Consider the following 26645-nt stretch of genomic DNA (forward strand, 5'->3'; position numbering starts at 1 on the left):
TCAGGAAGCGGCAAGGTCCGCGATGTCGGCTGCACCGGCTGCCAGCAGCGCCTCAGCCAGTTCGATGCCAAGAAGCGTAGCGCCGACCTCGGTGAGCCCGTCCGTCGCCCGCTTGTCGCGGACGGTGGCTGACCCGTCGACAGCGCAGACGGCGGCCTCCAGGTAGAGCATGCTTCCCTTGCGGAAGGCGTAGGCACCCACCGGGGCTGCGCACCCTGCCTCCAGACGGGCCAGGAGCGCCCGTTCGGCCGTAACCGCGAGCCTGGTGTCCGTGTCGTCCAGGGCTGCCAGCGCCTGGGCCAGCGGCCCCTGGGACCCTTCGGTGGATCCCGTTCTTCGCGGAGCGTCCGCAGTGCGGCACTCGATGGCAAGCGACCCCTGGCCGGCGGCCGGAAGCATGACATCTGTTTCGAGATATTCGCTAACGGTGTCCAGCCGGCCGATGCGCTCGAGGCCGGCGGCGGCCAACACGACGGCGTCGAGGTCGCAGGATTTGCCCAACACCACGGCATCCGTGGTGTTGCCCGGCAGGCCGGGAACACGACCCAGGCGGGTGTCCACGTTGCCACGGATGTCCACGACGTCAAGGTCGGGACGGGCCGCGCGGAGCTGCGCCGCTCGGCGCGGGGAACCGGTTCCCACCCGGGCGCCCTGCGGGAGGTCGGCCAGCTTGAAACCGTCGCGCGCGCAGAGCACGTCACGGACGTCGACGCGCTTCGGCGTCGCGGCGAGGTTCAGCCCGGGCGCGGCTCCGGTGGGCAGGTCCTTGAGCGAGTGCACGGCAACGTCGCAGTCGTCCCGCAGGAGCGCCTCCCGCAAGGCCGCCACAAAAACTCCCGTGCCGCCCATCTGCGAGAGCGAACCGGTCAGGACGTCCCCGTCCGTCCTGATGTGCACCAGTTCCACGGGGAACCCGCCAATGGCGGCGAGCTGGTCGGCTGTTTGCTGGGTCTGGGTCAACGCCAGCTTGCTGGCACGCGTCCCGATGCGGACCGTCACAGTGAGTCCTGTCCCGCCGCCTGGGCAGCCGGAGTGTCAGCCGAACCAGAAGGGTAGGAGGCGTGGCCTGTGCCCACTGAGGTGTCAGCTCCTGCGATGGTGGGCTTCTCGCCCCGGAAGTTGGCGCAGCAGCCGGGGCGGCAGACGTCATACCAGGGCCCCAGGTCGGTGAGGTGCGGCCGGTCGGCAATATTGTTCGCGGCAGTGCGCTCACAGACCAGGTCCACGATGCCGCTCACGAATTTGCGGTGCGTGCCGGGGGTGGGCACCCGGGTTGCGGACAGGCCAAGGTTGCGGCACGTTTCCAGCGCTTCGGTGTCCAGGTCCCAGACAACCTCCATGTGGTCGCTGACGAAACCCAGGGGGACGATCACGATTCCCTTGACACCCTCGCCGGCAAGCTCCTCGATGGCGTCGTTGATGTCCGGTTCGAGCCACGGAACGGACGGAGCACCGGAACGGGACTGGTAAACGAGGGACCATGGGGCGGTCAGGCCCGATTCTTCCTCGACACGTCGGATGACCTCGGCGCCGGATGCCAGGTGCTGCGCCACGTAGGCCGAGCCTTCAGCGAAGGTGCGCGGTTCACCCTCGGAGCGTCCGGCAGCTTCAGCGTCACGCGTCGGAATGGAGTGCGTGGCGAACAGGATGTGGACCGGTGCGTCCGGAGTACCAACCGCGGCAAGCTGGGCGCGGACGTCGGCAAGGCCGGCAGCGGTCCCTTCCACGAAGGGCTCCACGAAGCCCGGGTGGTCGAAGTACTGGCGGACTTTGTCCACTTCCAGCTTCCCGTCCAGGCCGGTCTCGGTCAGCGCCATGCCGATGTCCTCGCGGTACTGGCGGCAGCTGGAATAGCAGGAGTAGGCGCTCGTGGTGACCATGAGGACCTTGCGGTGGCCGGCGTCGTACACGTCCTGGAGGGTCTGCGGAATGTAGGGGTCCCAGTTGCGGTTGCCCCAGAAAACGGGCAGGTTGATGCCCCTGGCCGAGAGTTCCGCTTCGATCCCGGCCTTGAGCTCGCGATTCTGCTGGTTGATCGGGCTGATGCCCCCGTTGGCACGGTAGTGGTGCGAAACCTCTTCAAGCCGTTCGTCGGGGATTCCGCGCCCCCGGGTGACATTGCGGAGGAAGGGGATGACGTCATCCTGGCCCTCAGGCCCGCCGAATGAGGCGAGGAGGACGGCGTCGTATTCCTTCGGAGCCATACGCCCGGATTCGGTGACCGGGTTGACGGCCGTCACCGAGGCCGGTGCCTCCTGTGATTCAAGCGGGCTCATGCGAGGACCTCGGCGATCTCGCCGGCGGTAACCCGCCGGCCGGTGTAGAAGGGGATTTCTTCGCGGACATGGTGCCGGGCCTCGGTGGCGCGCAGGTGGCGCATCAGGTCCACGAGGTCCACCAGTTCAGGGGCCTCAAGGCCGAGGATCCATTCCCAGTCGCCCAGGGCGAAGGAGGAGACAGTGTTTGAGATGACCTGCGGGAAGTCGCGGCCCAGCAGTCCGTGGTCGCGAAGCATGGCGCCGCGTTCCGCGTCGGGGAGCAGGTACCACTCGTAGGAGCGGACGAACGGGTACACGCACAGCCATTCGGCCGGTTCCACGCCGCGGGAAAATGCCGGGGTGTGGTTCTTCGCAAATTCCGCCTCGCGGTGCACGCCCATGGCGGACCAGGCGATCTCGGTGCCGGCGAAAAGCGTGCTGCGGCGGATGTCACGGACGGCCTGCTGCAGGGCCTCGGGCTTGGGCCCGTGGAGCCACACCATAATGTCCGCATCCGCACGCATTGCCGAAACGTCGTAGCTGCCCCGGTGGACCACTCCTCCGTCGGCCAGGCGGCCCAGCAGGGCTTCGAAGTCCGCGGCAGCATCGCCGCTGCGGGTTACGTCGGAGGAGCGCTTGAATACCGTCCAGAGAGTGAAGAACTGCTCTGTTTCTTCGGCTACTGAATTTTCGGTTTTACTGACAGATTCGGCAGAAGTGTGGCTCATGGTTACCAGTCTGCCCCTTCAATGCCACGTAAGTCGAAACAGCACACTTCTACAACGTGTAGAAGTGTGCTATTTCACATATTTAGGCGATTGGGCCGGGAAGGACGGCGGACGGCCGGCTTAGATCCGACGCATCCGGACGTAGGCAACGCCTGCGGCGCAGGCCAGTGCCACAAGTCCGGCACCCCACCAGACCTGGGGCGACAATTCACCGACGGGCGAAACGCTCACAGCCGACCGCATCACCGGGGCGCTGGACACGCCGTAGCCCGGGCCGGAAAGGGGAACGACGCCGGCAGAGGTCAGGACGGCCATGTTAGCCGGACCGAACATGTTCGTGGTCTTCCATGCGGACGCCGGAGCAGCCGCAGCGGGCCCCGCGGCCTTGCTGCCTGATGGCCGGGCCGCCCCGGCCGGGGCAGGCACTCCAGCCGACGGACCGGGAGTGGTTGTCCCGGTTGCGGGAGCAACGGGTGCGGAAGATCCGGGGAGAACCGGCGGAGCCGCCGGAATGCCGGCGGGTGCCGATCCGGTGCCCGGGGCAGGTGCCGCAGGCGCCTGCGGCGGAACTGCAGCTCCGCCGGCGGGCGATGGTGCGGGAGTTCCCGACGGCGGAACGGTGCCTCCGGAGGGCGACGGCACTGACGGAGACGGGGTGGGTGACGTCGGCACGGGCGACGGCGCGGGCGTGACGGGGTCGGTCGTCGGAGTCGGCGACGGCGTGGGCTGGGTCCGCTGCCCCGGCGGTTTCGGCTTGCCGTTTCCCGGTGCGGACGGGCGGGTGGGATCCGGCTTGGGACCCAGGACCACGGATGCCCAGACATCCAGCGAAGGAACGCCCGCTTGCACGGACGTCGTGGCGGCGGCGTCGGCGCCGTCCGTAGTGTCCGGAGCCGGGACGAGGGAGACAGCGTTGGATGCAGGAACACCTGCGGAAAGGACTAGTACCGCTCCGAGCGCCGCTGCTGCAGTGCCGCGCCGAAGACCCCCATGGAAACCAGTCAGCGTTCGAGTTTCTTCGGACTTCTGAATGACCATAGTCATCGACCCTAGCCAGAAATACGTGCCATTAGAAACTTGCAAAGGAGCCCGGCACACGTTACTCGCGGGCTAGCGTAGAACGTCCGCAACCTGCCTTTTGGTGTCATCCACCACGGCGGCCAGGCCGTTGCCGGCCAGCCACCCGCCCACCATCACGAGGCTTCCTTCAGCGGCGCAGACCCTGCGGACCTGCGCCACCCGCTGGCGGTGGCCCACGGCGGCGAACGGCAGCACTCCGCCCCAGCTGACAACGTCCCAGTCGAGCACGTCATCGGCTGTGACAAGCACCGTCAGGAGGGAGGAGGCATCCCGTAAAGCAGCCTGAAAAAGCCCCTCGTCACCGGCCCCCGGCCCGGCACCGCCCGGCGGGCCGGCGGCGGCATCCTGCGCCTCGGGGCTGCCATCCTGCCGCGGCCCCTCTCCCCGGCCGTAGGACAGCCGGACGACATGGGTGCCGGGCCCCGACGCCGCCGCCAGCCAGTCCCATTTCGCGGTGGCGTGGGTCAGCGCTTTGGCCTGGATGCCGGGTGTCTGCGGAGCCACCAGGATGCCGGTTCCGCGCGGCCGGCGGTCCAGTTCCGGGAGGTCAACAACAAGGGTCACAAGCTTTACATCGGGACCGGCGTCGGGCCGGTGCTCCGTCAAGCCGGGTACGGCATCCTGCAGCAGCCCGACGGCGGAGGGGCCGTCAAGCGCCACTACCAGCAGGCCGGCGTCGTACATCCGTTCCCCCGCCGAAACCCGCCAGCCGTCCGCGGTCCTGGCCACAGCGTCCGCCCGCGTACCGGTGAGGAGTGTCACGCCGCGACGCCGCAGTTCGGCTACCAGCGCGGTGACCAGCGAGTGCATGCCGCCCCGCAGTCCGGCGACCGCGGATCCGGCTTTGGCACCCTGCGCTGCGGTTCCACGGCGCTGGGCGGCAACGGCGGCTGCCAGGGAGCCATGGGTCCGTATGCCGGCCCGGACTCCGGGCGCCACCATGTCAACGTCGAGCAGCGCCGGATCGGCTGAATGGACGCCGCCCACCACAGGTTCCACGAGGCGTTCCAGGACGCGGCGGCCCATCCGCTGCCGGACCAGGGCCGACACGCTGGTGATGGCCGCGCGGGTCCCCACCGAAGCCGGGAGGAACCTGTCCACGGAAGCGCGGAGGGAGCCTGCGAACCCCAGTGTCCGCCGGACTTCGGGGTCCCACGGGTTGGCCGGAATACCCAGGACACCGGTTTTGGGCAGTTCCCGGGCACCCTCGGGGAGCTGGACCCAGGCCCCGCCAGGATGGGGCGCAACAATTTTGCCGGCGATGCCGAGCTCCGCCGCGAGGTCCGCCACGGCACTCGAGCGGGTGGCGAAAGACTCCGCCCCGCTGTCCAGCGTCAGGCCTCCCACCACGTGGCTGCCTACGCAGCCGCCCCAGGCCTCGCCGGCTTCCAGGACGGTGACGTGCCGGCCTGCTTTGGCAAGCTCCAGGGCCGAGAGCAGACCCGAAATGCCGCCGCCCACCACCGCGGCCGAGGTCACGGACGGTTCCGGCGTGGCTCCGCTCACCGGATTACTCCGGGGAAATGGAGTGAATGAGTTCGACGACGCGCGTCAGGACGTCCGGGTCGGTCTCCGGCGGCACGCCGTGGCCCAGGTTCAGGACGTGTCCGGGCGCGAAGGATCCCGCCTTGATGACTTCCCGGACGTGGGCCTCGAGGACTGCCCACGGGGCTGACAGCAGCGCGGGGTCGATATTGCCCTGCAGCGGCACAGTGCCGCCCAGCCGGCGGTTGGCTTCGTCCAGCGGAAGCCGGTAGTCGACCCCCACCACGTCGACGCCGACGTCGCGCATCGCCACCAGCAGTTCCGATGTACCGGTTCCAAAGTGGATCAGTGGCGCGCCGAGGTGGCGGACGTGGTCCAGCGCGCGGGCGGAGGCCGGGGCCACGAAGCGTTTGTAATCGGCCAGTCCCAGCGAGCCCGCCCAGGAATCGAACAGCTGGCCCGCGGAAGCGCCGGCTTCAAGCTGGGCGCGCAGGAACATGCCGGACGCGTCGGCAGCCCAGTTGGCCAGCGCATTCCAGGTTTCAGGATCTGCGTGCATCATGGTGCGCGGGCCGAGGTGGTCGCGGGAAGGCTTGCCTTCCACCATGTATGCGGCGAGGGTGAACGGCGCGCCCGCAAAACCGATCAGCGGGGTCTTGCCCAGCTGGGCCACGGTGAGCCGGACGGCTTCCCGGATGGGCTCCAGCGCTTCCCAGGTCAGCTGCGGGAGTGCCGCGACGTCCTCGGCGGTGCGGACCGGCTTGTCCAGGACCGGACCGACGCCCGGAACGATGTCCACTCCCACGCCGGCGAGCTTCAGCGGAATGACGATGTCCGAAAAGAAGATGGCTGCGTCGACGTCGTGCCGTCGCACCGGCTGCAGCGTGATCTCCGAGGCCAGCTCGGGTCGCAGGCAGGAGTCCAGCATGGCCACGCCTTCGCGCACCTTCAGGTACTCGGGCAGGGAGCGTCCTGCCTGCCGCATGAACCAGACGGGACGGCGGGTCGGCTTGCCGCCGCGGTAGGCGGTGATGAGCGGCGAATCAGCCGTGCGGCCGTCCATCAGCGGGTGTCCTGCATCCAGGGTGGCATCGGAGAACGGGACGTCGGATACCGTGCCGTTGGACGTTGCAGCGCTTGAAGTCATGACTCCGATTGTCCCTAAAATCGATCGCAAAAGATAACGACAGGCTGTCATCCGCGGCCCGCCGCGGACCTCCGTGGCGGGAATCACAGCCCCTGGTGCCCTTTGCCACGGAGCTTTGTTGTTCTCCGCCGCGAGTCAAAAGCTATGATTGTGATGCTGTGGTTCTTTTTTCATTGGTGGCTACACACGCCGACATCGACCTCGAGACCGTTGCTCAACTGAGCACCGGTGCTTCCGAGCTGGCTACATCCGCACTCTCCGGGTCACCGGCCGTGAAGGGTGCGGTGGTGCTTGCCACCTGCAACCGCTTCGAAATCTATGGCGAAGCGCCCCACCCTGATGACGTGGAAGCGGCACGGGCCGCCCTTGTCGCCCAAATAAGTGAACGCACCGGGCTCAACGAGCAGCTGGTCTCCCGCTCATTCAATACCCGCACAGGCGGCGAGGTCAGCCAGCACCTTTTCGCCGTGAGCTCCGGCCTGGACTCGGCAGTGGTGGGCGAACGCGAAATCGCCGGACAGGTTCGCCGCGCTCTCATCAATGCCCAGCACGAAGGCACTGCCAGCTCCGGCCTCGTCCGCCTCTTCCAGGCCGCGTCCAAGACCGCCAAGGATGTCGGCGCCCAGACTGCGCTGGGATCACGGGGACTGTCCATCGTCTCGGTGGCCCTGGATCTGGCCACCGACCTTTCCGAGAACCCCGACTGGTCCGCCAAGAAGGCTGTGGTCTTCGGTACCGGCGCCTATGCCGGGGCCACCATGTCGTTGCTCCGTGAACGCGGCTGCACGGACATTTCCGTCTTTTCCTCCTCCGGACGCGCCGAAGGCTTCGTGGCAACGCGCGGAGGCAAGGCCCTCGACTCCGATACACTTCCCGCCGCGGTGGCCGCAGCGGATGTCATGATCGGCTGCAGCGGCTCTGACACCCGTGTGGAAGCGGAGGAGCTCGCCCGCGTGCGGGCCGGGTCCGCCCAGACGCTGATCGCCATCGATCTGGCACTTACCCATGATTTCGATCCGGCCGTTGGAGAGCTCGACGGCGTGGAGCTGCTGACGCTCGAATCCGTGCGGCTCGCTGCCCCCCAGGAGCAGGCCGAGTCGCTGGCGCAGGCCAGCGGCATTGTCACCGGCGCCGCCGCAGCTTTTGAACAGGAGCGCGAAGCCAGGTCCGTCGACTCGGCGATCGTCGCCCTGCGCCGCCACACCATGAACGTCCTTGACGCCGAAATGGAGAAGGTCCGGGCACGCCACGGCTGCACCGCCGCCGCCGAGGAAGTCGAGTTCGCACTGCGCCGGATGGTCAAGCAGTTGCTGCACGTTCCCACCGTCCGCGCCCGTGAGCTGGCCTCCAACGGACAGCAGGAGCAGTACATCGCGGCACTTGATGCGCTGTACGGCATCACCGTTGAGCAGCCGGCCGCGGCTCCGGCCGCCGAATGCCCCGTGGACCACGGCCGGGCAGGCCAGGCGCCGGCTGACGTCCGGCGGGAAACCGCCTAGCTTCCCTTACACTGCCGGGCAGGCAGGAACGCCGGCAGGCAGCAACTCAGCCGAAGGCGTTCACTCCGGTCATCCGCGCCGAGAGCGCCCACCGTCGCGCTGCATCCGAGGGATCCACGGCGTGCGCATCCACTCCCCTGAACCGGGCTTCGGAGCTTCCCGTCCGGGTGGGCTCCGCAGTGTCGCAATCCTCGCCGTCGGGCCCCGCTCCGGTGCGGCCATCCCGCCCGCCTCCAGCCCCTGACGTGCATGCTCCGCCCTATGCGCCCCCACCAGGACACAGGCACCGGCGGAGATCGGGCGGTGGTCCGGCCGTTCAGTAAACCGGCTTGCCCGGCTCCACTTCGCGCACCCAGGCCAGGATGCCGCCATCGAGATGGCTGACCCGCTGGTAGCCCGCCTTTTGGGCCGCGGCCAGGACCGCTGCGGAACGTGTCCCGGCCTTGCAGTGGAAAACGATGTCCTTGTCCTGGGGCAGCTCCGCCCAGGCCTCCCCCGCCAGGATCCTCCCCTGCGGGATGAGGACGGACCCGTCAATCCTGACGATGTCGTGCTCACCCGGCTCCCGGACGTCCACGAGGTCAAAGTCCTTCAGCCCCGCTTTGCGCGAAGCCAGCATGGTGGCCAGCTGCGTGGCCGTAACAGTGTTCTCTTTGGCCGCGGCCGGCTCCGGTACTATTCCGCAGAACGCCTCGTAGTCAGTGAGTTCCGTGACGCGTTCGGCCGCCGGATCCCGTGCCACTTTGATCTCCCGCCAGCTGCCGCCGAGGGCGTCGAACAGCGCGACGCGGCCCAGCAGGGACCGCCCGACGCCGGTGATCAGTTTGACCGCTTCGGTCACCATGAGCGAGCCTACGGCGGCGCACAGCATCCCGAACACGCCGCCTTCGCCGCAGGACGGCACCGAGCCGGCCGGCGGTGCCTCCGGGTAGAGGTCGCGGTACGTCGGGCCGTGCTCTTCCCAGAACACGCTCACCTGGCCGTCGAAGCGGAAGATGGAGCCCCAGACATAGGGTTTGCCGAGAATGGCGGCGGCGTCGTTTACCAGGTAGCGCGTGGCGAAATTGTCTGCGCCGTCCAGGATGAGGTCGTAGCCCGCGAACAGCTCCAGCGCGTTCGAGGCGTCGAGCCGCACGTTGTGGAGCCGGACGTCCACCAAGGGGTTCAGCGCGGCAATGGAGTCGCGTGCCGACTCGATCTTGGACCGGCCCACGTCCGCAACGCCGTGGATGACCTGGCGCTGCAGATTACTCAGGTCAACGGCGTCGTCGTCGACGATTCCCAAGGTTCCCACCCCTGCGGCGGCAAGGTAGAGGAGGGCCGGCGAGCCCAGGCCGCCGGCACCGATGACCAGGACCTTGGCGTTCTTGAGCCTGCGTTGGCCCAGCGCGCCGATCTCCGGAATGATGAGGTGGCGGGAGTAGCGCTCCACCTCTTCGGCGGTCAGGGCATCCGCCGGTTCCACGAGCGGATCCAGGGTTGCGGGGACAGCAGTTGCGGTGAACGTGGAAGCCATACTTCAATGTATGCCCGAAGATGCCGCAAGGTCATATTACCCGCGCGTAAAGTGTAGGTAACTGCAATGGAAAGAAGGCCAACAGTGGTTCATCATGCACCGGTTGATCGGACACAGGCCGGGAAGGCAGCCGCGGGACAAGCGCGGGCCGGCGGTGCGCGTTCGGCGCGGCTCCCGCGTGACGAACGACGCGCCCAGTTGCTGGCGGCCGCCCAGGAAGTCTTTGTGGCCAATGGATACCACGGCGCCGCCATGGACGAGATCGCTGAGACGGCCCATGTCAGCAAACCGGTGCTGTACCAGCACTTCCCTTCCAAACGCGAGCTCTACCTCGCCCTGCTGGACAGCCACCTCAGTGCCCTGACCGAGCTTATGATGGGCGCACTGAATTCCACCGATGACAACGATGAGCGCGTCCAGGCGGTCATGCGCGCCTACTATCACTTCATTGCCAGCGATGACCAGGCGCACCGCCTGGTGTTTGAATCGGACCTGATCAATGACGCCGACGTCAGTTCCAGGCTCGAAACATTCAACAAGACGTTTGCCGACGCCATCGCGCGGGTCATCGCCGAGGACACGAAGCTCCCCATGCTGGAGGCCCAGTTGCTGGGTCGCGGACTCGCCGGCATGGCGCAGGTCAGTGCGCGCTACTGGCTTGAAACCGACGGAAACCTGGACCTCGATGTGGCCAGCGACCTGATCTATCGTTTAGCTTGGCGCGGAATCTCGCGCTTTCCCAAGGAAACCTAGACTACAAATAGAGAACACCTTTAGAACTTTGATTGGCTGGGAGGCCTCGCTGTGGAAGTAAAGATCGGCATTCAGAATATTGGCCGCGAAATTGTGATGGAATCGGCTCAGGATGCTGACGCGGTAGCAAAGCTCGTCGAGGAATCCATTACCAAGGGCGCCGAACTGCGCCTGACTGACGAAAAGGGCCGTGTGATCATCATTCCCGCCAACGTCCTGGGTTACGTGGAGATCGGCGCCGAGGAAGCCCGCCGCGTCGGTTTCGGCCAACTCTAGGCCGCCGCTTCACCTGTCCGAAACGCCCTGCAGCAAGGAGTTCGCTGAATGCTTTCCCTGGTAATCGTGGCCCTCGTGACTGTGGCCGCAGGCTTTGTTGTCTGGGCCAACGACAGGCGGCATGCCAAGTACGGCATCGGCATGCCTGCAGGGGTGGCCACTGCGGTGGGGATGCTCAGCTGGATCATCTTCATGGCAGCAGGGCTTGGTTACCAGCCCGGCCTGACGTGGATTCCGTGGGTGCTGCCCATGGTCCTGGGCACCGGGGCGGCTCTCGCCGCCGCGGTGTACCTGGGCCGGAAGCGTGCCCTGCATGATACGAAAGAGCTCACCGCCGCGCTGCGGCTCTAACTACGTGAGGCGCCGGGCGGGGGGTATTTGCCGGGCTCCGCGGAGGCCGACACAGCGGCGGCCGCCCGGCTGACGGCCGCGGCTGCGGCGATGTCACGCCCTGTCACCCGTGTGCCGGCGTCATGTGAGCTGAAGCGGATGAACACCCTGTTGTACCGCCAGTCCAGATCGGGGTGGTGGTTTTGTTCCTCAGCCAGGCGCCCGACGGCGGCAATCAGCTCAAGCGCAGCGGCCGCCGTCGGCGCCTTGAAGACGGTCACCAGAGCACCCGGCTGGTAGAGCCAGTCGGAAAGTTCCGTGAGTGCGGCGTCAATCTGGGTTTGGGTAAGAATATCTTCCGTGCCGGTCATCAGTGGCTCCTTGGATGGTCCGCCTACAGGAACTCGGCCCGGCCTTCCATGGCCGACGAGGCGAGGGCGTGCTCGCGGCGCGGAATCCGTCCTGCCGCCTTCGCCAGCCTACCGGCGATGACTGCGTGTTTGAAGGCCTCCCCCATCATCGCCGGGTTCTGCGCCCGGGTCACTGCTGTCGCCAGCAGTACCGCGTCGCACCCCAGTTCCATGGCGAGCGCCGCGTCGGACGCCGTGCCGATGCCGGCATCCAGCACCACGGGAACGGATGCCCTGGAAACGATGAGCTCAATGTTGTGCGGGTTCAGGATGCCCAGGCCGGTGCCGATCGGGGACCCGAGGGGCATCACGGCGGTGGCCCCGAGGTTCTCCAGCCGAAGCGCCAGCACGGGGTCGTCATTCGTGTAGGCGAACACCTTGAACCCGCGGTTTACCAGCTGCTCGGTGGCGTCCACCAGCTCCACGGCGTCCGGCAGCAGGGTGTGTTCGTCGGCGATCACTTCAAGCTTCACCCAGTCAGTCTCCAGCGCCTCCCGCGCCAGTTCCGCCGTCATCACGGCGTCCCGTGCGGTGAAGCAACCGGCGGTGTTGGGCAGGACCCGGATGTTGTGGTCCACCAGGAGCTGGAAGAGCGAGCCTGTTTCGGCCGGCGAGTAGCGGCGCATGGCCACGGTGGTCAGTTCCGTTCCGGACGCGATCAGGGCGGCCCCCAGCCCATCGAGGCTGGGAGCACCGCCGGTACCCATGATCAACCGTGATCCTAGCGGCACGCCGTCCACGATGAAGGCGTCCGCCGCAGCCTGCTGCCCGGTCCCTGCCGTGCCGGCAACCGTTGTTCCTGCCATGATGCTCAACCTCCCTGTACCGCGGTAACAAGTTCGACGTCGTCGCCCTCGGCCAGTGCCGTGACGAACCATTGGCTGCGCGGCACCACCTCGGAATTCCGCGCTACCGCCACGCCCAACTTTTGGCCGTCGGCAGCCTGCCCGTTTGGCGCGAGGTTCCTGCCGGTGACCTGGCTGACGAGGGTGGTGACGGACGCGCCGTCGGCCACCGCGTGTGCCGTGCCGTTCAGTGTGATGTTCATGCTGTTTCCTTGTTCGGGTCAATTGTGACGGTGTGCGCGGGAGTTGCCGGTCCGGCCGAAACGCCGGAAAACCGGTCGGGCCGGAACGGGGTCCAGCGTGGATCGGCGTCGCCGTCCATCAACTGCCTGCAGATGGACGCCGCGGCAGGAGTGAGCAGGACGCCATGCCGGAAAAAGCCGGTGGCAATGATCAGCCCCTCAATATCCATGCCGGTTCCTGCGGCCGCTACTCGGCCCAGCAGCGGCGCGTTGTCCGGCGTTCCCGGACGGGCCCTCGCCGTGGCTTCGAGCAGTTCCAATTCGGCGACGGCGGGGACCAGCACCTGCGCATCGCGGAGCAGCTGGTAGACGCCGCCGGCGGAAACGGCCGACCCTGCGGGTGTTACGGGCCCTGCAGGCGCCGTAACGGCGGTGCCGATGCCCGCTCCTGACAGCGAATCTTCACGCTGCGTGGCCCCAATAACCACGGTGCCGTCCTGCCGGGGCACGATGTAGACGGGAACTCCGTGGACCATTCCTCGGACCGTGGATGTCACCAGGGGCTGCAGGTAGGCGGGGACGCGCAGGCGCAGGATGTCGCCGTACACGGGGCGCAGCGGCAGCTGAAGTCCGGGAGGCATTCCGCCCAGGGACGCGGATTCCAGTCCGTTGGCAATGATTGTTTCGCCAGCGTGCACGGTGCCTCCCCCGGCCAGGCTGACGCCGCTGACGCGCCCGTCGTCCCAGAGCAGGCCGGCGGCCCGGTCACGCACGGCGGCCCCTGGCAGGAGCTCCGCGATCCGGGCGAGGAGTTTGCGGGGATCCACCTGATGGTCGGCCGGGATGTCGAAGGCGCAGGATATCCCGGGGCTCAGCAGCGGCTCCCGTGCCCGGGCTTCCCTGACCGTCAGCGGTTCCACCGTTAGGCCGCTGGCCTGCTGGACGGCGCGCAGGTCGGCGAGCGCCCGGCGGTCTGCGGCGTCGGCACCCACGGCGAGGGTCGCCGTCGTAAGGTAGCCGGTGTCCGGGCCGTCGCCGCCGTGTTCATGGGAGGCACGCCCGGTTTCCAGGCCGGCCGCGAAGGCCGGCCACAGTCCCGAGGAGTGGAGCATGAGCTCCAGGAGGTCTTCCTCCTGGTAGTGGAGTTCGCTGACCGGCGCCAGCATGCCTGCGGCGGCCCAGCTCGCGCCCGTTCCCGGTGCGTCGTCGATGATCACCACGGACCTGCCCGACTTCCGGGCTTCCCAGGCGATCCCGTGGCCGATTACTCCCCCGCCGATCACGGCGACGTCTGCGCTGATGTGCACGCCGTGCCCGTCGCGACTGCGCGCGGGTGGGCGGGTGGGCGGGGATTGCGGGGTCATTGTCATCCTTCCCTACGCCGGTACTAACCGGATCAGGTCAAGCGGTCGGCTCTGACGCCCTCTCAGCCCTGCAGCTTTGTGACAGCTGCGGCGGGCTCCCGCGGTACTCCCCCAGTTTAGGGGAACTAGGCTTGTGCCATGACCGAGCAAGCTCTCCTTACTGATGCCCGCCTGTACCTCTGCACTGATGCCCGCACGGACCGCGGCGATTTTGCCGACTTCGTTGATGCCGCCTACGCAGGCGGCGTGGACATCATCCAGCTCCGCGACAAGGGCCTGGAAGCGGCCGAGGAGCTCGAGCTGCTCGAAGTACTGGAAACCGCGGCCCGCCGCCATGGCCGGCTGTGGTCGGTCAACGACCGCGCGGACATCGCCTCGCTCTCCGGCGCCCCGGTGCTTCATGTAGGGCAGAAGGACCTCCCCCTGGCGTCCGCCCGGAAGTTCCTCGGCGGTGAAGCCGTGATCGGCCTGTCCACGCACAGCCACGGGCAGATCGATGCCGCCATCGCCGCATCCCGTGGTGCGGGAGGCCTGGATTATTTCTGCGTCGGGCCGGTGTGGGCCACTCCCACGAAGCCGGGCCGTGCCGCCGTCGGCCTCGAACTGGTCCGCTATGCGGCGGAAGCCGCCGGCAAAACGACCGCCAAAACAACTGGCGGCGCTGCGGGGCCAACGGTTGACGGGCCGCGCCTGCCGTGGTTCGCCATCGGCGGCATCGACCTGGGCAACGTAGAACAGGTGGCGGCTGCAGGAGCGGAGCGGATCGTGGTGGTCCGCGCCATCACCGAGGCCGACGACCCCGCCGCGGCCGCGAGGTCGCTGCTGGCGGCACTCGACGCCGGCGCATCCTGACTATCCGGTCAGGCCGAGCTGCGTCATCCGCTTGGAGTGCTTCTCTGCCAGCCCGGCGATCAGCCCACTGACCAGCTCTTTCGCGGCGGCACTGTCCTCGCCGCCGATCAGGCTTCCCAGGAACGCATGCTCGTAGCTGACGCGCTGCGCCTGGGTCAGTGCTTCGCCCAGCAGCCGCCTGCCCCATAGGGCAAGCCTCGACGCGAGCCTCGGATCATCGGCGAGCGCGCTCCTCAGCCGTTCGCGGAGAACTTCCGTTGTCTCGTCGGAGGCCTGGATCTGTTCGATGACGTCCCGCGTTCCGGCATCAACATAGCGGGAGATAGCCCGGTAGAAGTCTGCAGAAACCGTATCGATCACGTAGGCCTTCATCAGTGATTCGTACCAGTCGGCCGGGCGCGTCCGTGAATGGAAATAGTCCACGGCCGCCTGGAACGGCAGCATGGCATCCTCGGCGTCGATCCCCATGGCCTCAAGCCGGGCGCTCACCAGCTCGTAGTGCCGGAACTCCACCACGGCAATCCTGCCGAGCACGGCCCGGTCGTGAAGGGTCGGCGAATACCGCGCGTCAGCGGAGAACCTCTCGAAAGCTGACAGCTCGCCGTAGGCCATCATTCCGAACAAGTCTGCGACGAAACGGTTGTAGCGAGCGGTGTCAGCCGGGGATGTGCTCATCGTCCAAGACTAATGGCGCAAATGGAGCTAACCTGACTTTCGTGTCACATCATCACCTGACTCCAAATGTCCACGAACAGACCAACCGGCTGGCCGAAGCGCTGAACGCGCTGCGCACGGAGTTGGAGCTGCCCGGGCCCTTCCCTGACGATGTCCTGCGGGATGCGCTGGCGGCCATCGCGGAACATAAGATGCCTGACCTGGACCTCACCGATGTGGGCTTTGTGACCATCGATCCCCCGTCTTCCACTGACCTGGACCAAGCCCTCTTCATCGAACGGTCAGGCGACGGGTACAAGGTTTTCTATGCCATCGCCGACGTGCCGTCCTTTGTGGCACCGGGCGGTGCGCTCGACGCCGAGACGCGCCGCCGGGGGCAGACGTTCTACGCCCCGGACGGTCGGATTCCGCTGCACCCGGAGGTCATCAGCGAGCAGGCCGGCAGCCTGCTTGCCGGCCAGTTGTGCGCCGCCTTCGTGTGGGAGTTCGACCTGGATGCGGCGGCCCAAGTGGTGTCGGTGCTGGTGCGCCGGGCCAGGATCCGGAGCCGGGCGAAGCTCACCTATAAGGGAGTCCAGGCCGAGCTGGATTCCGGCAGTGCCGCCCCCGTCCTCCTGCTCCTGAGGGAGGTAGGGATCAAGCGCGTGGAACTTGAGCGGCTCCGCGGCGGCGCCAGCCTCAACATGCCGGAACAGGAAATCGAACAGCTGCCCGACGGCGGCTACCGCATCGTGGCGGCTCCGCCCCTCCCCGTGGAGGACTGGAATGCGCAGATCTCCCTCATGACCGGCATGGCTGCGGCTGACCTTATGCTCGAAGGCAAGGTCGGGATCCTGCGTACCATGCCCGCCCCCGACGAACGGTCGCTCCTTCATTTCAAGCGGCAGACAAACGCGCTCGGAAAGCCGTGGGACGGCGAGGCGAGCTACGGCGAGTACCTGCGCTCCCTTGACCCCACCGACCCCCGGCAGCTGGCCATCCTGCACTCCGCCGGGATGCTGTTCCGGGGCGCCGGTTACACGCCCTTTGACGGCACAGTGCCGGAGGACGCCATCCAGTCGGCCATCGGGGCCGCCTATGCACACACCACGGCACCGCTGCGCCGCCTGATCGACCGCTTCGTCCTGGTGATCTGTGAGGCGCTGAGCAACCGGACCGCGGTTCCCGACTGGGCCCGCGAGGCACTGCCCTCGCTGCCGGAAATCATGGGCGCCTCGGACCAGCTGGCGGCCAGGATGGAACGGCTGGCCCTGGATACGGTGGAGGCCGCCCTGCTCGTCAACCACATCGGGCAGGAGTTTGACGCCGTAGTCATCTCCGGGTCGAAACCGGGCAAGCCCAACGGGAACGGCGGGAACGGGAACGGCAACGGACCGTCCGGCATCATCCAGATCGCAGACCCGGCGGTGACGGCCCGGTGCCCCGGCGAACTCGAATCCGGCACCACGGTCCGGGTCAGGCTGATCTCGTCAGACATCCGCACGCGGGTGATCCGGCTTGAGCTGGTGGAGTGATTGCCGGCAGATTGCGGACCGCGTCCGGGGCGTCAGTCGGGGATGGTTGCGGGCAACAGCTAGACTGAGGGGGTAGTAATGGATGCCCGGTCGTTGATTTCCATGATTTTTGAATTCAACAAGCCCGCCCCTACGCGATCTTGAGATACACCCGCTGGTCCCCAGTGCCAGCATTTAGATAGCCCGCGATCGGCTTCCACTGGATTTGCTTGCGCGCCCGAGCGTGCTCCGGAACGGCCTCGCGGCCGGCCCCGTTGAGCAAGCAGCGCCAATGCCCAAATGAATAAGGAAACTCCCCTGTGAGTGAATTGCATACGCACCAACTTCTGACCGACGAAACCGGCACTGAAACGATCGAGCCGGAAGAGACCATCATCTCGGACGAAAAGCCGCACGAGATCGAGGAGAAATCGTTCGCGGACTACAACGTCCGCGCCGACATCGTCGAGTCCCTGGCCGACGCCGGAATCACCCACCCCTTCCCCATCCAGGCTATGACGCTGCCTGTGGCCCTCGCCGGCCACGACATCATCGGCCAGGCCAAGACGGGCACCGGCAAGACCCTGGGCTTCGGCATCCCCGCGCTGCAACGCGTGGTGGGACGCGACGACCCCGGCTTCGACAAGCTGGCAGTCCCGGGCGCTCCGCAGGCGCTGGTGATCGTGCCCACCCGCGAGCTCGCCGTCCAGGTTGCCAAGGACCTGGAAAACGCCGCCCGGAAGCGCAACGCCCGCATTGCCACCATTTACGGCGGCCGCGCCTATGAGCCGCAGGTGGATTCCCTGCAGAAGGGCGTCGAGATCGTTGTCGGCACCCCCGGCCGCCTGATCGACCTGTACAAGCAGAAGCACCTGAGCTTGAAGAACGTCAAGATCGTCATCCTCGACGAGGCCGACGAAATGTTGGACCTCGGCTTCCTGCCGGACGTCGAGACACTGATTGCAGGGACCCCCGCCGTCCGCCAGACCCTGCTGTTCTCGGCAACCATGCCCGGCCCGGTCATCGCCATGGCCCGCCGCTACATGACCCAGCCCACGCACATCCGTGCGGCTGATCCGGACGACGAGGGCCTGACCAAGCGCGACATCCGCCAGCTGATCTACCGCGCCCACAGCATGGACAAGATCGAAGTGGTGGCCCGCATCCTGCAGGCACGCGGCCGTGGCCGCACCATCATCTTCACCAAGACCAAGCGCACCGCCGCCAAGGTGGCCGAAGAACTGGTGGACCGCGGGTTCGCTGCGGCCGCCATTCACGGCGACCTTGGCCAGGGTGCCCGGGAGCAGGCCCTCCGGGCCTTCCGCAACAACAAGGTTGACGTCCTGGTGGCCACCGACGTCGCCGCCCGCGGCATCGACGTCGACGACGTCACCCACGTGATCAACTACCAGTGCGTCGAAGACGAAAAGATCTACCTGCACCGCGTGGGCCGCACCGGCCGCGCCGGCAACAAGGGTACCGCCGTGACCTTCGTCGACTGGGACGACATGCCCCGCTGGGGCCTGATCAACAAGGCGCTGGGGCTCAGCGTGCCGGAACCGGTGGAGACCTATTCCTCGTCCCCGCACCTCTACGAAGAGCTGGACATTCCGGAAGGCACCAAGGGCCGCCTGCCCCGCGACAAGCGCGTACTCGCCGGCGTCGACGCCGAGGTCCTGGAGGACCTGGGCGAGACCGGCAAGAAGACCGGGCGCGGCAGCGCACGGGACGGCGGCCGCGACACCGCCCGCGGCGGAAGCACCGGCGGTGGACGCGACAGCGGCCGCTCCGGCGGACGCGATTCCCGCCGCAGCGAGGCCGGGAGCAGCAGGGACAGCTCCGGACGCGAGGGCGCACGTTCAGGTGAGCGCCGCCGTCGTTCTTCCGACAACACTGCGGCAGCCGTTCCGGCGGCCGACGCAGCCCCCGTGGCAGCAGCGCCCGCTTCAGCGCCGGCGGAGGTCGACCGGGCAACCCGCGCCCGCCGCCGCACCCGCACGCGCCGCCGCAACGGCGAAGTGGTGGGCGGCGGAAACGCAGCCCAGGACGGCGCACAACACGGCAACACTGAGGCCTAAACCCCTCAATGACTGACACCGTCTGGGCGCCGGACGGCAGCAACCTGGTGGTACACGCGGACAACGCGGAGTACCTCCCCACGCTGCCGGACGGCGCCTTCACACTCATCTACGTCGACCCGCCGTTCAACACGGGCCGCGCCCAGAGCCGCCAGCAGACCACCATGGTGCGCAACGCGGACGGCGGCGGCGACCGCGTGGGCTTCAAGGGCCGCTCCTACGACACGATCAAGGGTGCCCTGCACAAATACGACGACGCGTTCAGCGACTACTGGTCCTTCCTGGAACCAAGGCTCGTGGAAGCGTGGCGGCTGCTGGCTGATGACGGCACCCTGTACCTCCACCTGGACTATCGGGAAGTCCACTACGCCAAGGTGATGCTGGACGCCATCTTCGGCCGGGAGTGCTTCCTGAACGAGATTATCTGGGCCTACGACTACGGCGCCCGCGCCAAGTTCCGCTGGCCCACGAAGCACGACAACATCCTGGTGTACGTCAAGAACCCTGCCAAGTACCACTTCAACAGCGCTGAAGTGGACCGCGAACCGTACATGGCACCCGGACTGGTCACGCCGGAAAAGCGGGAGCTCGGCAAGCTGCCCACCGACGTCTGGTGGCACACCATCGTCTCCCCCACCGGCAAGGAGAAAACCGGCTACCCGACGCAGAAGCCCGAGGGCCTGATCCGCCGCGTGGTGGCTGCCTCCAGCCGGCCGGGTGACTGGTGCCTGGACTTCTTCGCCGGCTCCGGCACCCTCGGAGCCGTGGCCGCCAAGCTGGACCGGAAGTTCGTCTGCGTCGACCAGAATCAGCCTGCCATCGAGGTCATGTCCAAGCGGCTCAGTGCCCTGGCATCGTTTACGTCGTTCCCACCCAACTGACCCGCATAACTCGTCGTCATTCGCGGTTTCCAGAGCGTTAACTGCCAGTCAGCCGGGGCGCGGTTCACGAGGTAACGGCAAAGTTCAAGGACGCACGACGGCGGTTCCGCTGGCCTGCTCTTCGATCCTCGCCATGACCTCGGGTGCCGTGAGGTTCTCGCCCAGCAGGTTCGGCTTGCCCGTGCCGTGGTAGTCGGAGGAGCCGGTGACCAGCAGGCCATGTTCCTCGGCGAGTGCACGCAGGTAGGCCCGGCCCTTCTCCGGGTTGTCGCGGTGGTCGATCTCCAGGCCTGCCAGGCCGGCGTCGATCATCTCCAGGTAGGTGCGCCTGCCCACCACCCGGCCGCGGGCCGACGCCACCGGGTGCGCGAACACGGGCACGCCTCCCGCCTCCCTGACCAGGGCCACGGCGACGGCCGGATCAGGGGCGTAATGCTGGACAAAGTACCGGGACTGAGACGTCAGGATCGAGGCGAAGGCCTCAGTCCGGTCCGCGACCACCCCGGCAGCCACCAGGGCGTCGGCGATGTGCGGCCGCCCCAGCGTGGCGCCCGGTGCCACATGGTGGATGACGTCGTCCCAGGTCAGCGGGTAGTCCTCGGCCAGGAGGGTGACCATGCGTTCGGCCCGGATGAGGCGCGCGTCCTTGGCCTTGGTGATTTCCTCCAGCAGGCCGGGGTGCGAAGGATCGTGCAGGTAACTGAGCAGGTGGACGCTAATGCCCTCCTCCGTACGGCAGGAAATCTCCATGCCGGGCACCAGGACAATCCCCGCGCTCCGGGCCGCCGCCGACGCTTCCGCCCAGCCGTCGGTGGAATCGTGGTCGGTCAGGGCCACTACGTCCAGGCCTGCGGCAGCGGCGGCCGCCATCACCGCTGCGGGCGCCTCCGTGCCGTCGGAAACATTCGAGTGGGCATGCAGATCAATCCTCACCTGCCCAGCCTAGTAGATGGCCAGTGCAGTCTTCGGTGCAGTGTTCGGTGGCCCCGGCCACGCAGCTGGTGAGACTATGGGACGGTGAACGATGCAGACAACACCTACAACGGTGAAAATACAGCAAGCCAGCCCCTCGAAGAGCGCGTCAACAACCGCTCGCAGCGGCCCAGTTCCGACGCCTTCAAGGCCTTCATGGCCAGCAACTGGGCGCCCTCGGCACAAGAGCTCCCCGATCGGGACGCCGTGGCCGATCACGCCGCCGCCCGGCGTCGCACCATTTCCGGCCTGTTCAAGGGCGAACGCCTGGTGGTCCCCGCCGGCCCGCTGAAGGTCCGCTCCAACGACTGCGACTACCGCTTCCGCCCCCACTCCGGTTTCGCCCACCTGACGGGCCTGGGCCTCGACCACGAGCCCGACGCCGTGCTCATTTTCGAACCGGTTGAAGAAGGAAAGGGCGACGACGGCGGGAACCACCGCGCCACCCTTTACTTCCGGCCCCTCGCCGGCCGGGACACCGAACAGTTCTATGCAGACTCCCGCTCCGGCGAATTCTGGATCGGTGCCCGCCCCACGCTGGCAGAATTCGAACGCAGGCTGGGCCTCGCCACTGCCCACATCGACGAGCTCGAACTGGCAATCACCAAGAATGTGGGCGCCCCCGAAATCGGCGGTATCTCCATCCGGCTGGTGCGCAAGGTGGACGAGAACATCGACGCCCTGGTGGACACGGCCCGCTACAACACTGCCAAGGACCCGGACAACCTGGACCTGGGCGTGCTGGATGCCCTTGATGAGAAGCTCACCGAGGCCCTCTCCGAGCTCCGCCTGGTCAAGGATGCGTGGGAAATCGAGCAGATGAAGACCGCCGTGGCCGCGACCGTGGAAGGGTTCACCGAGGTCGTCAAGGCCCTCCCCCGGGCCCTGACCCACCGGCGCGGCGAGCGCGTCGTCGAGGGAGCCTTCTTTGCCCGTGCCCGGGAAGAGGGCAATGAGCTGGGCTACGACACCATCGCGGCCTCGGGCAACAACGCCACCGTGCTGCACTGGACGCGGAACACCGGAACGGTCAACGCCGGCGAGCTCCTGCTGCTGGATGCCGGCGTTGAGGCCGATTCCCTCTATACGGCTGACATCACCCGTACCCTGCCCGCCAACGGCACGTTTACCGAGGTCCAGCGCAAGGTCTACGAGGCTGTCCTGGACGCAGCGGACGCCGGCTTCGCCGCCGCGCAGCCCGGCACCAAGTTCCGCGACATCCACACGGCCGCCACCACTGTCCTCGCTGAGCGCCTGGCGGAATGGGGCCTGCTGCCCGTGTCCGTCGAGGAAGCCATCAGCCCCGAGGGCCAGCAGCACCGCCGCTGGATGCCGCACGGCACCAGCCACCACCTTGGCCTCGATGTGCACGACTGCGCCCAGGCCAAGCGTGAGCTCTACCTGGACGGCGTCCTGACCCCGGGAATGGTGTTCACGATCGAGCCGGGCCTGTACTTCAAGAACGAGGATCTCGCGATTCCGGCGGAATACCGCGGCATTGGCGTCCGGATCGAGGACGACATCCTCATGACTGCCGACGGTCCGGTCAACCTCAGCGCCGCACTCCCCCGCAAGGCCGACGACGTCGAGTCCTGGATGGCGGGCATCTACCAGGAAGCAGAGCACGCACAGCCGTAAGCCGCTTAAACAAAAGGCCTCCGTCCGGATCAACCGGACGGAGGCCTTTGTTGTGTAAGGGGACTACTGCCGGTCGCCGCCCTCAGCGGTCTCCTGCTTGTGTCCGTCCTCCGGTTTGTGGGTATCGGTCACGCGGACACCGTACTGCGGCCGGCCGTCCGGGAGGTCCGGGTAGCGCACTGCGGGCTTCGGCGCGGCCTGATGCTGTTCCTCGGCAGCGGCCTGCGGTCCGTGGCCGGGCGCGGCGGCTGCATGCGCGCCGTAGGACGGCTGGTTCCCTGCCTCAGGCGTCCTCTGGCCGTAAGGATCATCCCAGCCCGCAGGGCGCTGGGGTCCGGGACCGTGCTGCGGTCCAGGGCTCTGCTGAGGCCCGGGACCCTGCTGGGGTCCGGGCTGGTGCCCCGGCTGTTGGAACGGCTGGGTCTGGCCATACGATGCGGCCCCGGCGGAGGCATCCGACGTGGTCATGGGCAGCTGCTGCAGCATGCGCCGTGCCTCATGGGAAGCCTCAAAGGCCACCACGACGTCGTAGTTGGTGGCCACCACCTGGCTGGTTGAGGTGAAGTCGCGCTTACCGCGTTGCATTGCGTAGGTCACGATGCCAAAGAGCATAAAGAACGCCGCGCCCATGAGCACCGAGGTCACAATCGAGAAGTAGCCGCCGGTGGGCGAAAAGAAGGACAGCATGACGCCTACGAATAAGCCAAACCACATACCGCTCAGTGCGCCCGACAACGCCACCCGGGGGTAGCTCAGCCGGCCGGTGACGCGCTCAACCATCTTCAGGTCGTTGCCCACGATGGACACCAGCTGGACGGGGAACTGCTGGTCTGCGAGGTAGTCCACCGCCTTTTGGGCGTCCAGGTAGGAGGTATACGAACCGACGGTGTCCCCGGCCGGAACCGTGCGGAACTCGTCCGGCCCGTTCGGGACACCGGCCTTGGGGGCACCAAAAATGTTTGACATACATCCATTCTTGCCCATCCGGCTGTGTGCAGGCTGAAATTCAGCTAAAAGAGAGCAGACTCGGTAGCCTGTAGGGGTGAGCACAAATATTTCGCGGGTGTTTGTTGCGCGCCTCCTCGGACTGGATGTCTTCGACCCCCTGGGCGACCGTCTCGGCAGGTTGCGCGACGTCGTCGTGCTCTCCCGCGGCACCCGGGGCGCCCCGCATGTGGTGGGCATCGTCGTGGAAGTCCCCGGTAAGAAACGCGTCTTCGTGCCGATGACCCGAATCACCTCGATCGACCAGACCCAGATCATCTGCACGGGCCTGGTCAACCTGCGCCGCTTCGAACAGCGCGGCGCGGAAACCCTCGTGGTGGCTGAGATGTTCGACCGCCGCGTGACCCTCGCCGATGGCAGCGGCGACGCCACCATCGAGGACATCGCGATGGACAAGCACCGTTCCGGCGACTGGTTTGTCAGCAAGCTCTTTGTCCGCCGGGGCCACTCTCTCTCGCCGTTGAGCCGGCTGCGCCGCAACGAGACCATGATCATCGACTGGGCCGATGCGCAGCAGGGTGCCAAGACGGAGCCGCAGGCCGCCACCCAGTTCGTTGCGACCCACGAGGACCTAAAGCCTGCCGACTTCGCCGAGGCCCTCCAGGAAATGAGCGACAAGCGCCGTTTCGAGGTCGCCAGCGAACTCCAGGACGAGCGCCTCGCCGACGTCCTGCAGGAGATGCCCGAAGGTGACCAGGTGGAAATCCTCTCCGCCCTCGACGTCAACCGCGCCGCTGACGTCCTTGAAGAGATGGACCCGGACGACGCCGCCGACCTCCTCGCCGAACTCCCCAGCGCCCAGGCGGAGGAACTGCTTCAGCTCATGGAACCCGAGGGCGCCGAAGACGTCCGCCGCCTGCTGGAGTACGACGAGGACACCGCCGGCGGTCTGATGACTCCGGTCCCGGTCATCCTCCCGCCCGAGGCCACCGTCGCCGAGGCGCTCGCCCACGTCCGCCGCGAGGAACTCTCCCCCGCCCTGGCCTCGTCGATCTTCATCGCCCGGCCTCCGCTGGAGACACCGACCGGCCGTTTCCTCGGCGTCGTCCACATCCAGCAGCTGTTGCGCTATCCGCCGCCGGAACCCCTCGGAAACCTGGTGGACAAAACCCTGGAACCGGTCTCGGACCAGGCGCACATCAGCGAGGTGGCCCGTACCCTGGCCACCTACAACCTCAACTCGCTCCCCGTGGTCAACAGCGACGGTCGGCTTGTGGGGGCGGTGACTGTTGATGACGTGCTGGATCACTTGCTCCCGGATGACTGGCGCGCCCACGAGGACGACGCCCCGATAAGGAAACTTGGAGGCCGCGTTGGCTGATAACAGCACACCCAGAACCTCCACTGCCCGGCCGGGCGGTAAAGGAGGCGGCAAAGGCAGCCTCGACACTCCGCTGAGCGGGCGTCAGCGGATCCTCCCGAAGTTCTCTCCGAACCCGGATGCCTTCGGCCAGACGACCGAGGGCTTTGCCCGCTTTATGGGAACGCCCCAGTTCCTGGTCTACATGACAGTGTTCTGCATTTTCTGGCTGGTCTGGAACACCTGGGCCCCGCTGGAGTGGCAGTTCGATTCACGCGAACTCGGCTTCACGTTGCTGACGCTGATGCTCTCCCTGCAGGCCTCCTATGCGGCCCCGCTGCTGCTGCTCGCCCAAAACCGCCAGGACGACCGTGACCGCGTGTCGCTGCAGCAGGACCGCCAGCGCGCCGAACGCAATCTCTCGGACACCGAATACCTCACCAGGGAACTAGCGTCGCTGCGCATCGCGCTACGTGAAGTTGCCACCCGTGACTACGTCCGTGCCGAACTTCGCAGCCTCCTGGAGGACATGCTGGAGGCGCAGGAAGAACTTCGCACGCATGACCCGTCCGGTACGGGAAGCCACGAATCTCCCAAGGATAAAGTCAAGGAGAAGTTGAAGGAGCGGCGAGACAAGCAGCGCAACCCGCGGACCCAGCAGATCCCCAGGGTGAAGCCGGATCATCCCAGCTACCCTGCGCACCTCAACACCCCCGAAAGCTGAGTACTGACCGCATGATCACCCCCCTGGGCCAGGCAGTGGATGCTGCACTGGCCACTGTCATCGATCCCGAACTGCGCCGCCCCATCACCGAACTCGGCATGGTGCAGTCGGTGGCCATTGACGACGACGGCCGGGTCCGCCTCGTTGTGCTGCTCACCATTGCGGGGTGTCCGCTGCGCGGCACCATCACCGCGGACTCCGAGGCCGCGCTCTCCGCGGTCCCGGGGGTGACCGCCGTCGACGTCGAGCTCAAAGTCATGACGCAGGAGCAGCGGGACGCGTTGAAAGAGCAACTCCGCGGCCCCGGCGGCCAGCGCGGCGTTCCGTTCAACCAGCCCGGGTCGCTGACGAAGGTCTTTGCCGTGGCCAGCGGCAAGGGCGGAGTGGGCAAGTCCTCCGTGACGGTCAACCTCGCGTGCGCCATGGCAGCCCAGGGCCTGCGCGTCGGCATCATCGACGCCGACGTGTACGGCTTCTCGGTCCCGGCCCTCATGGGCATCGACCAGGCTCCCACCCGGGTCGACGACATGATCCTTCCGCCGGTGGCTTACGGTGTGAAAGTCATTTCGATCGGCATGTTCGTCAAGGGCAACCAGCCGGTGGCATGGCGCGGGCCCATGCTGCACCGGGCCCTTGAGCAGTTCCTCACCGACGTCTACTTCGGCGACCTGGACGCACTCTTCCTTGACCTGCCCCCGGGAACCGGGGACATCGCCATCTCCGTGGCGCAGCTGCTTCCGAAAGCCGAAATCCTGGTGGTGACGACGCCGCAGACCGCTGCCGCCGACGTCGCCGAGCGGGCCGGCGCCATCGCCACGCAGACAGGCCAGTCGGTGGCCGGGATTGTGGAGAACATGTCGTTCCTTGAAATGCCCGACGGCGGCAGGATGGAACTGTTCGGCAGCGGCGGCGGCGCTGTGCTCGCCGAACGGCTGTCCGCGACGGTCGGGGCGGACGTGCCGCTCCTGGGCCAGATACCACTGGACATCCTGTTGCGCGAGGGCGGTGACACCGGCCAGCCGATCGTTCTCGGCAGGCCCGAGACTCCTGCGGCCCAGGCGCTGACGGGGATTGCGGGAAAGCTCGCAGCAAGGCCGCGGGGCCTGACGGGAATGAAGCTGGGCCTGCAGCCCCGGTGATTGAGCCTGGTGACA

The 26645-nt window shown here is 67.1% G+C and carries 26 protein-coding genes and 1 riboswitch; of the genes, 12 read left to right on the plus strand and 14 right to left on the minus strand.

The annotated features are described in order from the left end of the window. From hemC to hemE, 6 genes are all read right to left on the minus strand, one after another. Entirely contained in the window at positions 1 to 999 is a 999-nt protein-coding gene (gene hemC / locus ARTH_RS14055; RefSeq protein ID WP_011692607.1) for a hydroxymethylbilane synthase, read from the minus strand. Further along, positions 996 to 2276 (minus strand): ferrochelatase, encoded by a 1281-nt coding sequence (locus ARTH_RS14060; RefSeq protein ID WP_011692608.1) that lies wholly within the window; start codon positions 2274 to 2276, stop codon positions 996 to 998. Before ARTH_RS14060 ends, hemC begins: the two co-directional genes overlap by 4 nt. Continuing rightward, positions 2273 to 2986 carry a hydrogen peroxide-dependent heme synthase gene (hemQ, locus tag ARTH_RS14065; RefSeq protein WP_011692609.1) on the minus strand — a complete coding sequence of 238 codons (714 nt, stop codon included), beginning with the start codon at positions 2984 to 2986 and terminating at the stop codon, positions 2273 to 2275. The genes ARTH_RS14060 and hemQ overlap by 4 nt, the downstream gene beginning before the upstream one ends. A gap of 120 nt (positions 2987 to 3106) precedes the next feature. Continuing rightward, positions 3107 to 4024, minus strand: coding sequence for a hypothetical protein (locus ARTH_RS23910; RefSeq protein WP_198011512.1), 918 nt, complete (start codon positions 4022 to 4024; stop codon positions 3107 to 3109). 72 nt (positions 4025 to 4096) lie between these two features. After that, a complete protein-coding gene (locus tag ARTH_RS14080) occupies positions 4097 to 5572 on the minus strand; it encodes a protoporphyrinogen/coproporphyrinogen oxidase (protein WP_011692611.1) in 1476 nt (491 codons plus the stop codon). Positions 5573 to 5576: 4 nt separating this feature from the next. Beyond that, complete coding sequence (gene hemE / locus ARTH_RS14085; RefSeq protein ID WP_011692612.1) at positions 5577 to 6698, minus strand: uroporphyrinogen decarboxylase; 1122 nt, start codon at positions 6696 to 6698, stop codon at positions 5577 to 5579. Positions 6699 to 6856: 158 nt separating this feature from the next. Here hemE and ARTH_RS14090 point away from each other — a divergent pair, with 158 nt between their 5' ends. Then, positions 6857 to 8197: a glutamyl-tRNA reductase gene (locus ARTH_RS14090; RefSeq protein WP_043429913.1), complete on the plus strand. Its 1341-nt coding sequence runs from the start codon at positions 6857 to 6859 to the stop codon at positions 8195 to 8197. A gap of 316 nt (positions 8198 to 8513) precedes the next feature. On the opposite strand, the gene moeB is transcribed toward ARTH_RS14090, so the two are convergent. Next, entirely contained in the window at positions 8514 to 9713 is a 1200-nt protein-coding gene (gene moeB, locus ARTH_RS14095; protein ID WP_011692614.1) for a molybdopterin-synthase adenylyltransferase MoeB, read from the minus strand. A gap of 66 nt (positions 9714 to 9779) precedes the next feature. On the opposite strand from moeB, the gene ARTH_RS14100 reads away from it, so the two are divergent. Genes ARTH_RS14100 through ARTH_RS14110 form a run of 3 tightly spaced genes read left to right on the plus strand, consistent with a single transcriptional unit; the run spans position 9780 to position 11093 of the window. Further along, positions 9780 to 10466 (plus strand): TetR/AcrR family transcriptional regulator, encoded by a 687-nt coding sequence (locus ARTH_RS14100; protein ID WP_011692615.1) that lies wholly within the window; start codon positions 9780 to 9782, stop codon positions 10464 to 10466. A gap of 51 nt (positions 10467 to 10517) precedes the next feature. Next, positions 10518 to 10742, plus strand: a complete 225-nt coding sequence (locus ARTH_RS14105; protein ID WP_011692616.1) for a DUF3107 domain-containing protein — start codon at positions 10518 to 10520, stop codon at positions 10740 to 10742. A 48-nt stretch (positions 10743 to 10790) separates the two neighbouring features. Continuing rightward, complete coding sequence (locus ARTH_RS14110; protein ID WP_011692617.1) at positions 10791 to 11093, plus strand: hypothetical protein; 303 nt, start codon at positions 10791 to 10793, stop codon at positions 11091 to 11093. Here ARTH_RS14110 and ARTH_RS14115 read toward each other — a convergent pair. From ARTH_RS14115 to ARTH_RS14130, 4 genes are all read right to left on the minus strand, one after another. Next, positions 11090 to 11443, minus strand: coding sequence for a 4a-hydroxytetrahydrobiopterin dehydratase (locus ARTH_RS14115; protein ID WP_011692618.1), 354 nt, complete (start codon positions 11441 to 11443; stop codon positions 11090 to 11092). The genes ARTH_RS14110 and ARTH_RS14115 overlap by 4 nt on opposite strands. Positions 11444 to 11466: 23 nt before the next feature. Beyond that, entirely contained in the window at positions 11467 to 12288 is an 822-nt protein-coding gene (locus ARTH_RS14120) for a thiazole synthase (RefSeq protein ID WP_011692619.1), read from the minus strand. Positions 12289 to 12293: 5 nt separating this feature from the next. Continuing rightward, on the minus strand, positions 12294 to 12530 hold the full coding sequence (thiS, locus tag ARTH_RS14125) for a sulfur carrier protein ThiS (protein ID WP_011692620.1): 237 nt from the start codon (positions 12528 to 12530) through the stop codon (positions 12294 to 12296). Then, entirely contained in the window at positions 12527 to 13879 is a 1353-nt protein-coding gene (locus ARTH_RS14130) for an FAD-dependent oxidoreductase (RefSeq protein WP_011692621.1), read from the minus strand. The genes thiS and ARTH_RS14130 overlap by 4 nt, the downstream gene beginning before the upstream one ends. After that, positions 13866 to 13985: riboswitch (TPP riboswitch) on the minus strand. Its footprint overlaps the gene before it by 14 nt. A 26-nt stretch (positions 13986 to 14011) precedes the next feature. On the opposite strand from ARTH_RS14130, the gene thiE reads away from it, so the two are divergent. Further along, on the plus strand, positions 14012 to 14725 hold the full coding sequence (gene thiE / locus ARTH_RS14135; RefSeq protein ID WP_011692622.1) for a thiamine phosphate synthase: 714 nt from the start codon (positions 14012 to 14014) through the stop codon (positions 14723 to 14725). Here thiE and ARTH_RS14140 read toward each other — a convergent pair whose 3' ends face one another. Continuing rightward, complete coding sequence (locus tag ARTH_RS14140) at positions 14726 to 15400, minus strand: ferritin-like domain-containing protein (protein ID WP_011692623.1); 675 nt, start codon at positions 15398 to 15400, stop codon at positions 14726 to 14728. Between the two features lie 41 nt (positions 15401 to 15441). Between ARTH_RS14140 and ARTH_RS14145 the strand changes: the two genes are divergently transcribed. The 3 genes from ARTH_RS14145 (at position 15442) to ARTH_RS14155 (ending at position 19852) form a co-directional block, all read left to right on the plus strand. After that, entirely contained in the window at positions 15442 to 16914 is a 1473-nt protein-coding gene (locus ARTH_RS14145) for an RNB domain-containing ribonuclease (protein ID WP_011692624.1), read from the plus strand. 299 nt (positions 16915 to 17213) lie between these two features. Continuing rightward, on the plus strand, positions 17214 to 18971 hold the full coding sequence (locus ARTH_RS14150; RefSeq protein WP_011692625.1) for a DEAD/DEAH box helicase: 1758 nt from the start codon (positions 17214 to 17216) through the stop codon (positions 18969 to 18971). An 8-nt stretch (positions 18972 to 18979) separates the two neighbouring features. Continuing rightward, positions 18980 to 19852: a DNA-methyltransferase gene (locus tag ARTH_RS14155; protein WP_011692626.1), complete on the plus strand. Its 873-nt coding sequence runs from the start codon at positions 18980 to 18982 to the stop codon at positions 19850 to 19852. Positions 19853 to 19936: 84 nt separating this feature from the next. Here the strand turns inward: ARTH_RS14155 and ARTH_RS14160 are convergent, their stop codons facing one another. Further along, a complete protein-coding gene (locus ARTH_RS14160) occupies positions 19937 to 20785 on the minus strand; it encodes a PHP domain-containing protein (protein ID WP_011692627.1) in 849 nt (282 codons plus the stop codon). Positions 20786 to 20869: 84 nt separating this feature from the next. Here ARTH_RS14160 and ARTH_RS14165 point away from each other — a divergent pair, with 84 nt between their 5' ends. Then, a complete protein-coding gene (locus tag ARTH_RS14165; RefSeq protein ID WP_011692628.1) occupies positions 20870 to 22462 on the plus strand; it encodes an aminopeptidase P family protein in 1593 nt (530 codons plus the stop codon). Positions 22463 to 22525: 63 nt separating this feature from the next. On the opposite strand, the gene ARTH_RS14170 is transcribed toward ARTH_RS14165, so the two are convergent. Beyond that, the gene (locus ARTH_RS14170; protein ID WP_011692629.1) at positions 22526 to 23428 is read right to left on the minus strand and encodes a general stress protein; all 903 of its coding nucleotides are present in this window, start codon (positions 23426 to 23428) and stop codon (positions 22526 to 22528) included. Positions 23429 to 23504: 76 nt separating this feature from the next. Here ARTH_RS14170 and ARTH_RS14175 point away from each other — a divergent pair, with 76 nt between their 5' ends. Genes ARTH_RS14175 through ARTH_RS14185 form a run of 3 tightly spaced genes read left to right on the plus strand, consistent with a single transcriptional unit; the run spans position 23505 to position 26630 of the window. Then, the gene (locus ARTH_RS14175; RefSeq protein WP_011692630.1) at positions 23505 to 24788 is read left to right on the plus strand and encodes a magnesium transporter MgtE N-terminal domain-containing protein; all 1284 of its coding nucleotides are present in this window, start codon (positions 23505 to 23507) and stop codon (positions 24786 to 24788) included. Beyond that, positions 24769 to 25491, plus strand: coding sequence for a DUF1003 domain-containing protein (locus tag ARTH_RS14180; RefSeq protein ID WP_043429917.1), 723 nt, complete (start codon positions 24769 to 24771; stop codon positions 25489 to 25491). The genes ARTH_RS14175 and ARTH_RS14180 overlap by 20 nt, the downstream gene beginning before the upstream one ends. An 11-nt stretch (positions 25492 to 25502) precedes the next feature. Continuing rightward, complete coding sequence (locus ARTH_RS14185) at positions 25503 to 26630, plus strand: Mrp/NBP35 family ATP-binding protein (RefSeq protein ID WP_011692632.1); 1128 nt, start codon at positions 25503 to 25505, stop codon at positions 26628 to 26630. Positions 26631 to 26645: the final 15 nt, after the last annotated feature.

This window comes from Arthrobacter sp. FB24, from assembly GCF_000196235.1.
Lineage (GTDB): Bacteria > Actinomycetota > Actinomycetes > Actinomycetales > Micrococcaceae > Arthrobacter.

Bases quoted from the DNA above. Each gene is read 5' to 3' on its own strand.
- ARTH_RS14185 (WP_011692632.1), top strand. From the start codon at position 25,503: ATGATCACCCCCCTGGGCCAGGCAGTGGATGCTGCACTGGCCACTGTC.
- ARTH_RS14115 (WP_011692618.1), bottom strand. From the start codon at position 11,443: ATGACCGGCACGGAAGATATTCTTACCCAAACCCAGATTGACGCCGCA.
- ARTH_RS14100 (WP_011692615.1), top strand. From the start codon at position 9,780: ATGGAAAGAAGGCCAACAGTGGTTCATCATGCACCGGTTGATCGGACA.
- ARTH_RS14140 (WP_011692623.1), bottom strand. From the start codon at position 15,400: ATGAGCACATCCCCGGCTGACACCGCTCGCTACAACCGTTTCGTCGCA.
- hemQ (WP_011692609.1), bottom strand. From the start codon at position 2,986: ATGAGCCACACTTCTGCCGAATCTGTCAGTAAAACCGAAAATTCAGTA.
- ARTH_RS14155 (WP_011692626.1), top strand. From the start codon at position 18,980: ATGACTGACACCGTCTGGGCGCCGGACGGCAGCAACCTGGTGGTACAC.
- ARTH_RS14060 (WP_011692608.1), bottom strand. From the start codon at position 2,276: ATGAGCCCGCTTGAATCACAGGAGGCACCGGCCTCGGTGACGGCCGTC.
- hemE (WP_011692612.1), bottom strand. From the start codon at position 6,698: ATGACTTCAAGCGCTGCAACGTCCAACGGCACGGTATCCGACGTCCCG.
- ARTH_RS14130 (WP_011692621.1), bottom strand. From the start codon at position 13,879: ATGACAATGACCCCGCAATCCCCGCCCACCCGCCCACCCGCGCGCAGT.
- ARTH_RS14170 (WP_011692629.1), bottom strand. From the start codon at position 23,428: ATGTCAAACATTTTTGGTGCCCCCAAGGCCGGTGTCCCGAACGGGCCG.
- thiS (WP_011692620.1), bottom strand. From the start codon at position 12,530: ATGAACATCACACTGAACGGCACGGCACACGCGGTGGCCGACGGCGCG.
- thiE (WP_011692622.1), top strand. From the start codon at position 14,012: ATGACCGAGCAAGCTCTCCTTACTGATGCCCGCCTGTACCTCTGCACT.
- ARTH_RS23910 (WP_198011512.1), bottom strand. From the start codon at position 4,024: ATGGTCATTCAGAAGTCCGAAGAAACTCGAACGCTGACTGGTTTCCAT.
- moeB (WP_011692614.1), bottom strand. From the start codon at position 9,713: ATGGCTTCCACGTTCACCGCAACTGCTGTCCCCGCAACCCTGGATCCG.
- ARTH_RS14120 (WP_011692619.1), bottom strand. From the start codon at position 12,288: ATGGCAGGAACAACGGTTGCCGGCACGGCAGGGACCGGGCAGCAGGCT.
- ARTH_RS14110 (WP_011692617.1), top strand. From the start codon at position 10,791: ATGCTTTCCCTGGTAATCGTGGCCCTCGTGACTGTGGCCGCAGGCTTT.